Source organism: Methylomagnum sp. (genome assembly GCF_054333355.1).
Window position 1 is genome coordinate 1 of record NZ_JBTEKS010000210.1, and the last position, 7,835, is coordinate 7,835.

Annotated in this window: 7 protein-coding genes; 6 read left to right on the top strand and 1 reads right to left on the bottom strand. The window is 58.0% G+C overall.

What is annotated here, in order from left to right; translation table 11 throughout:
• The 6 genes from ACXWUF_RS14825 to lolA all read left to right on the top strand — a co-directional run.
• The coding region (locus ACXWUF_RS14825) for an aminomethyltransferase beta-barrel domain-containing protein (protein WP_458495425.1) at positions 1 to 539 on the top strand (539 nt) is incomplete at its 5' end.
• Between the two features lie 34 nt (positions 540 to 573).
• A complete protein-coding gene (locus ACXWUF_RS14830; protein ID WP_458495426.1) occupies positions 574 to 1,191 on the top strand; it encodes a hypothetical protein in 618 nt (205 codons plus the stop codon).
• Positions 1,192 to 1,221: 30 nt separating this feature from the next.
• Positions 1,222 to 1,662, top strand: coding sequence for a DUF29 domain-containing protein (locus tag ACXWUF_RS14835; protein WP_458495427.1), 441 nt, complete (start codon positions 1,222 to 1,224; stop codon positions 1,660 to 1,662).
• A 43-nt stretch (positions 1,663 to 1,705) separates the two neighbouring features.
• Positions 1,706 to 1,942 (top strand): hypothetical protein, encoded by a 237-nt coding sequence (locus tag ACXWUF_RS14840; protein WP_458495428.1) that lies wholly within the window; start codon positions 1,706 to 1,708, stop codon positions 1,940 to 1,942.
• A 110-nt stretch (positions 1,943 to 2,052) separates the two neighbouring features.
• The gene (gene purB, locus ACXWUF_RS14845) at positions 2,053 to 3,417 is read left to right on the top strand and encodes an adenylosuccinate lyase (protein ID WP_458495429.1); all 1,365 of its coding nucleotides are present in this window, start codon (positions 2,053 to 2,055) and stop codon (positions 3,415 to 3,417) included.
• A 101-nt stretch (positions 3,418 to 3,518) separates the two neighbouring features.
• Positions 3,519 to 4,139, top strand: a complete 621-nt coding sequence (lolA, locus tag ACXWUF_RS14850) for an outer membrane lipoprotein chaperone LolA (protein WP_458495430.1) — start codon at positions 3,519 to 3,521, stop codon at positions 4,137 to 4,139.
• Positions 4,140 to 4,266: 127 nt separating this feature from the next.
• Here lolA and recC read toward each other — a convergent pair whose 3' ends face one another.
• Positions 4,267 to 7,785 carry an exodeoxyribonuclease V subunit gamma gene (gene recC / locus ACXWUF_RS14855; RefSeq protein ID WP_458495431.1) on the bottom strand — a complete coding sequence of 1,173 codons (3,519 nt, stop codon included), beginning with the start codon at positions 7,783 to 7,785 and terminating at the stop codon, positions 4,267 to 4,269.
• Positions 7,786 to 7,835: the final 50 nt, after the last annotated feature.

A 7,835-nucleotide genomic window follows, 5' to 3' on the forward strand; every position in this document is an offset into this window, starting at 1 on the left:
ATGCCCGCAAGCGCGACAGCACCGGGATATGCTTCATCGGCGAGCGCCGGTTCAAGGAGTTCCTGCGACGCTACTTGCCCGCCCAGCCCGGCGAAATTCAGACGCCCGAAGGTGAAATCGTCGGTCGCCACGAGGGTCTGATGTATTACACCTTGGGCCAGCGGCGGGGCTTCGGTGTGGGTGGCATCAAGGGCGCGGATCAGGAGGCGTGGTATGTGCTGCGCAAGGATTTGGAGAGCAATGTGTTGATCGTCGGGCAGGGCCATGATCATCCGTGGTTATACACGGACGCGCTGGAGGCGGGCACGCTGGACTGGTGCGACAATCAAGCTCCGTCCGAGCCGTTTCGGTGTGCGGCGAAAACCCGTTACCGCCAGCCGGATCAGGCTTGTCTGGTCGAGCCACTGGACGATGGCCGGTGCCGGGTGGTGTTCGATCAGCCACAAAGGGCGGTAACGCCGGGGCAGTCGGTGGTTTTTTATAGGGGGGAGGAGTGTTTGGGGGGTGGGGTGATTGAGGGGACTTTTAAGTATGATTGAGGAAATAACTCGCTAAGAACAAGGGGTATGTCTGATGGCTAAATGTAGTCAGTGTGACAAAGATGCTATTGAGAAATACAAAGAACATTACCTATGCTTAAACTGCCTAGAGCGGATTTCAGAGATTAATTTTAGGCAGAACGAAGCGAGAGATCGAGAAATTCTCTATGCAATGCAATCGGCTAATGCGGCAATTGAAGATATGAATGTTATCGGTGCTGCGGTGGGAGTTCCGGCGCAAAGACCGCCATATGACCTTAGCGTTTTTAGAAAGGGGAATAGAATGAATTATAATAGTTTTAACTTAAGAAGTAGCGTTGTCGGTGCCATTTCTACTGCTGAAGTTGGAAGTATGCAGGTGAGCCTTGAAGGCGTGAGTTGTCAAGAAAATGGCTTAAAGGTTGGCGATAGTATTCGTAGTTTTATGGAGGCTGTCTTATCATGCCAAGACTTGGATGCCAATAAAAAGAATGAAATATTGGAGCAGTTGGGATTGCTTTCAGAGCAAGCGGCATTACCAACTACAAGTCGAAAATCTGGCCTTATTAAGGCGGCTTTATCAGGTGTTAAAGAATCTGCATCCACGATTGGTTTATTGGCGACAACTTGGGAAAAGGTGGAGCCAATTATTAAAAGTTTTTTAGGAGTTTAAATTACTCCAAACTCTGACGAGAATCCATACATGAACGCCAATCTCCACGAAACCGATTTCTACGCTTGGACCCGCCAGCAATTGCATTTGCTACAAACCGGGCGATTAAGTGGCTTGGATGTGGTTAATCTAATTGAAGAGGTCGAGGATATGGGGGGCAGTATTCGGAGCCAATTGGAAAGTCGACTTGGCATTCTGCTCATGCACCTGTTGAAATGGCAGTTTCAACCCAGCCACCGGGGGCGTAGTTGGCAACTGACCATCAAAGAGCAGCGACGTCGGATTGAAAGGTTATTACGAGATAATCCAAGCTTAAAGCATAACCTTGAGAAAACCGTTGAGGATGCTTATGGCGATGCCGTGATTATGGCCGCTAGAGAAACCGGCTTGAATGAAACGACTTTTCCAAAACAGTGTTGTTATCATTTAGATAATATTCTTGATTATGAATTCCTTCCTGAGGAAAGCTGATAGCTAATCCTGAAATTTTCTAGCGCACAGAGGTTATAAAGCTATGACCGAATTACTCGAACGAGCCATTACAGCCGTTAAGCAACTTCCGATGGATGCTCAAGATGCTATTGCTACACGACTACTGGACGAGATAGCCGACGAGCAAGCGTGGACTGAACGCTTTGAATCCACCACGGATATGCAATGGAGTCTTATGGCGGAGGGAGTGAGAAAATCAATTCGCACTAAAGAAACATTATCTCTAGATGATGGTTTTCAAGTGTCAGCTTCATCATAGAATCCAGTATATCTAATACTGTTTTGAAAACGCTTAAAGTCGCTCAAAACTTAACAAGACGCCTGACAAACCTCGTTCCGACGACGAAATTTCCACAAGACCAAACTAGCATGACCCTAACCAACCTCTCCCCCATCGACGGCCGCTACGCCGATAAAGTTGAACCCCTCCGCGCCATCCTCAGCGAATATGGCCTGATTTATTACCGCGTACAAGTGGAAATCCGCTGGCTGCAAGCCTTGGCCCAAGAACCCGCCATTACCGAAGTACCGGCCCTGAGCGACAACGCTAAAACCGTGCTGGAAAATATCCTGGCCGGTTTCTCGACCGACGACGCCGAGCGGGTGAAACACATCGAGAAAACCACCAATCACGACGTGAAAGCCGTCGAATATTTCCTCAAGGAGAAAATCGCCGATAATACCGAACTCACGGCGGTGAGCGAATTCATCCATTTCGCCTGTACTTCGGAAGATATTAATAATCTGTCCTACGGCTTAATGATGAAAGCGGCGCGGGATGAGGTATTGCTACCGCAACTGCGCAAAGTCGTCGCGGCAATTAAGACCAAGGCCGTGGACTATGCCGACCAGCCCATGCTGTCCCGCACCCACGGCCAATCCGCCACACCCACCACCATGGGCAAGGAATTCGCCAATGTCGCGGCGCGTTTAGAGCGGCAATTAAAAACGCTGGAAAACCTGGAATTACTCGGCAAAATCAACGGGGCCGTGGGTAATTACAACGCCCACGCGGTGGCCTACCCGGAAGTGAACTGGCCGGGCTTCGCGCAAAACTTCGTGGAATCCTTGGGGCTGGTATTCAACCCCTATACCACCCAGATCGAACCCCACGATTACCTCGCGGAATTCTTCCACGCCCTGTCCCGCTTCAATACCGTATTGCTGGATTTCGACCGGGACGTGTGGGGCTATATCTCACTGGGGTATTTCAAGCAAAAAACCGTGGCGGGGGAGGTGGGTTCGTCCACCATGCCGCATAAGGTGAATCCCATCGACTTCGAGAATTCCGAAGGCAATCTCGGTCTCGCCAACGCGGTATTCGGCCATCTCGCCGAGAAATTGCCGATTTCTCGCTGGCAACGGGATTTAACCGATTCCACCGTGTTGCGGAATATCGGCGTGGGGATTGCCCATACCGTCATCGCGCTACAAGCCACGCTCAAGGGTGTCTCCAAACTGGAAATTAATCCGCCCGCGCTGGAATCGGATTTGGCCGAGAACCCCGAGGTATTGGCCGAACCCATTCAAACCGTCATGCGCCGCTATGGCATCGAGAAGCCTTACGAGAAACTCAAGAAATTAACGCGGGGGCGGCGGATTGATGCGGAATCGCTGGCGGCGTTTGTGAATGGCTTGGAGATACCCGACGACGCCAAGCAGCGTCTCGCGGTTTTGAAGCCCCGCGATTACATCGGTTATGCGGCGGGGTTGGCGAAGAATATTGGTGATTAGTTCCGTAGGGTGGGCATGTACTCATGCCCACCATTTTGCGGATTGATGGATATTTTGGTGGGCATGAGTACACATGCCCACCCCACCTCATGGTTAGCTTCATGTTGAAACGATTATTCGTGGTTCTGCTTCTGCTTGTCGCTTTGCCGTCGATGGCGGACGATACTCCCATTCAACGCCTCCGTAATTTCCTCGCCAAAGCCAGCACGCTGCAAGCCGATTTCGCCCAGGTGCAGATTGATGAAAACGGCAATCAAGGCAAGCGGGCCACCGGGGTTTTCTATCTGCAACGGCCCGGCAAGTTCCGCTGGGATTACCAAACGCCCTATGCCCAGGAAATCGTTTCCAGCGGCAACAAGGTCTGGTTTTACGACAAGGATTTGGAGCAGGTTACGGCCAAGCAACTGAACGCGGCCATCGGTTCCACCCCGGCCTTATTGCTGAGCGGCGAAGTGGCTTTGGAAAAGAATTTCACCATCGAAAAACAATCCGTAGAGGAAGGTTTGTATTGGCTCAAGCTATTGCCGAAATCCGAGGAAAGCGGGTTTAAATATGTGCTACTCGGTTTGGAAGGCAATGTATTGGCGGCGATGGAGCTTAGCGATAACTTCGGGCAGTTGACGCGGATTTATTTCCACAATGTCAAAACCGGAATTAAGCCCGATTCCGCTATATTTGAATTCAAGCCGCCCGCCGGGGTGGATGTGTTTGAGGATAAGTAATCGCTAAGTGGGAGTGGGCTTTAGCCCACGTTCTGGCGCGGTATGATCGCGGGCTAAAGCCCGCTCCCACAGGATTTGTATCCCTAACATTCAGACCGACTCGGTTTTGAAAACCGAGTCGGTCTTTTCATGTCGCTTCATACCGCCGCGCCGTCTTCCACAAAGGTCGATATAACTGCTCGGCCCATTCCATGAAATACTGCCCGTCGTCTTGCCACAAATCCTCAAACCGGGGAAAGGCGCGGGCGAGATAAATATCCTGGCTGCCCTCGCCCCGGTGGTTATAGCCATCTTCGTAGACCGCACGGGCCGCATCCGGGGCAAATTCCACCGATTCAACGGATTTTTCCAGCCAAGCGAACGCGCTACGGCAAGCCAGCGGCAACGGTGCCTGCATTCCCCAGTGCCAAGCCTCCAGCAGCGTCTCGAACCAGTGGCGGGCTTGCTCAGGTCGCAGGGCCGGTAAATGCCACGCCGCGTCCGGGCCAATCTGCAAGGTGTGCAATTCCAGCCCCGCCGCGCAGCCCGCCAAATGCCGAACCCAGGGCCGGACCAGATTGTGCCATTTGGGCTGTCCGTCCTGCGCCACGGCTTGCGGGCGGACCAGGATTTGCGCCCACTGCCCCCGGCCATTGCGGCGGAGTCCCGGCAGCCAGTCCTCGACTTGCAGCGTCACGTCGGCGGCGGGCGAATAGTCGAGGCGGATTTCGCCCGGCGTTTCCACCACGTCCGGCCACTCGGCGAACACCCGCGCCGCGTATTCGTAAGCCGCCCAGGCGGGCGTGGAAAAATCCGCTTGCGCGGGTTCGGCGAAGCTAGCCAGCGGCAGTTCCCCCCGCCGCTTCTGGCGTGCCATGGCGTCGTTGAACCGCGCCCCGGCCTGTGGCGGCGGGCCGTTCAGGGCTTCCCGCAGCAATTCATCGCCCAGGCCGTAGCGTTGCAGCGGGTCGAAGCTGAACGGCTCCAAATCCTCGCCGACGGCGCTGTCCTGCTCGAACCGCACTTTCAGCCGCTCGTTGAAGAACGCCTTCACCGGATGGCGCAGGAAACCGGCCAGGGTTTCTAGATTTAGCGGCGCTTTCGGGAGATAGGGTTCCAGCGCGGCGGCGGGCGCGGCTTCCCCGTGGTTCGGCGCGTGGGCCGCCCGCCATTCGCGGGCGTAGGAAAACAAGCGCGGGTCGTGGCCGTCCGCGCCATCGGGCAGGAAATAGCGCGGGCTGAAGGCTTGCAAGGGATGCTCGACGGTCAGCCGGTCCAAGAGAACCCGGCCCGCGTCCCGCTGCTCATCGGGTTCAATCGCGACCCGCCAACCGGCGGCGAGATAATCCCGCAATTGCGCAATCAGCAGCGAGGGCGGGTGTTCCCCGTTGTCCTGCACGCTGCGGCCTATCCAACTGACGTACAAATGGTGGCGGGCGGACAGCAGGGCTTCCAGGAACAAATAGCGGTCGTCGTCGCGCCGGGAGCGGTCGCCGGGCCGGTAGCCGACGGGTCCGCTCATCAGGTCGAAGCTCAGGGGCAGCATGCTGCGCGGGTAGTCGCCGTCGTTCATGCCCATCAAACACACCACCCCAAACGGAATGGCCCGCATCGGCATGAGGGTACAGAAATTCACCCGTCCGGCCAGGAAGCGCTGCGACAGGTTGGGTTCGTCCACGCTAGACAGCCACGCCTCGCGCACCACCGACAGCGGCAGGGCTTCGTCCAGCGTGGCTTGTTGGCAGACGTCCGCCCAATGCGCCAGGCCGGTGTGCAGTCGCTCCAGAATCAGCGCGTCGCGGTCGGCGGTGGGCGTGAAAAACGCCATCAACAAGCCGCGCAGCCGTTCCGCCCAGACGGCGGGCAGGGCCGGTTCGGCCAGTTGCCGCCAATAGTCTTCCAGCCGGTCCAGCAATTCCGCCAAGGGGCCGATCAAGGCCGCGTCCAGCCCGCCGATTTCGTCATACGGCTCGATGTCCGCCCAGGCCGCGCCATCGCCCACCGCGTAGCCCAGCAGCATCCGCTTGAGGCCGAATTGCCAAGCGTTTTGATCCAGCCCGGCGGGCAGGTCCAGCCCCGCCCGTTGCTCGGCGTGCAAGCCCCAGCGGATGCCCGCGCCTTCGATCCAGCGGTGCAGCAAGGGCAGGTCGGCTTCTTCCAGCCGGAACCGCTCCCACACGGCGGGCACGTCCAACAGGTCCAGCAAATCGCTGACCGCGCAGCGCGATTCGGGCAGGCGCAGCAGCCATTCCACGGCGATCATCAACGGGTTCTGGCCCCGCTCCCGCTGGTCCGCCAGGCTGTATGGGATGTAGCGCGGATCGTCGTGCCCAATCTGGCCGAACACGGCGCGGATGTGGGGCGCGTAGGCGTCGATGTCCGGCACCATGACGATGACATCGCGGGGCACCAGCCTTTCGCCGCGTTCCCGGCTGGCGGCGAACAGGGCCAAAAGCTGGTCGTGGAGGATTTCCGTTTCCCGTTGCCGACAATGGGCGATGTGGAAAACGAGGGAGCCGTCCGGCGCGATGACGGGGCGGGCGTCCGGGTTTTCCGGCAGGGGTTCCAAATCCAGGATGGCCTGCTGGACGTGCTGGAGCAGGCTGCGCTGGCCCCCCTCGCCATAGTCTTCAAACAAGTCGATGGCGTCGAACCAAGCCTGGTAACGGGCCGGGTCGTCCAGTTCGTCCAGCAGCCGGATGTAATCGCGGCCCTGCTTGCCCCAGGCGGCCAGCAGCGGATTGGCGTGCAGGTGCAGCTCCTCGCTCTTCAATTCCGCTGGCATCCGCGCCTTGCGGCGTTGGCGGTGGCGTTCGGCGCGGAGCAGTTCCTTGTGTTCGATGATGTCCGCCCAGTAATGCCGGCAGGGGTTGTGGACGCACAGCAGGACTTGGCAGAACCGGCCCAGCACGGACAGGGCGCGTAGGGTCTGGTGGGGCAGGGAGGAAATGCCGAACACCACGATGCGCCGGGGCAGCCGGGCGGGGCGCTCGGTCAGCGCGTCCAAGGCCGCGAGGAAGCGCTCGTGCAGCAAGGCCCGGCTGGTGTCGCGCTGTTCCGGCGGCATGTCCTCGATGACGGTGCGCCACAGTTCCGCCTGCCAGATTTGCTCCTCCGGCAAGGCTTGGGCCAAGCCGTGGGCGTCCCGCAGTTGGTCGCTGCCCTCGGCCCAATCGCGCAGCCAATCGGCCCGGTACACCTGATATTGGTCGAACAAATCCGCCAGGCAGGCGGCCAGTTGATGGCGCTTGCGGGCGTCCTGGTCGTCCGCCAGAAACCGCCGCAGCGCGGCGAAGCGCGGGTCCGAGAGCCGCTCGGGCAGCAGCCGGAACAGCCGCCAAGTCAGCGATTCCTGGCCGAACAACGATTGATCGGGCACGGCATCGGCACCCAGCACCGTTTGATAGGTGTCCCACAAAAAGCGGGCGGGCAGTTGCACGGCGATGGCCGCGCAGATTCCTAAACCTTCGCGCTGGTCGGCCAGGGCCAGTTTCAGCCATTGGGCCATGCCGTTGCTTTGCACCAGCACGATTTCGTTTTCCAAGGGCGCGAGCGGATGGCGGCGCAGCCATTCGACAATCAGGACGCGGAGGCTTTCCAATTGGTTGGAATGGATGATCGCCAGCCCTGGTGGGAGCGGGCTGTGATCTGGGGAGTGTGCGGGCATGGGGCGTCCGTGATGAGGAAAATGTTGGTGGGGCGGGAGTGGGGGGGGGC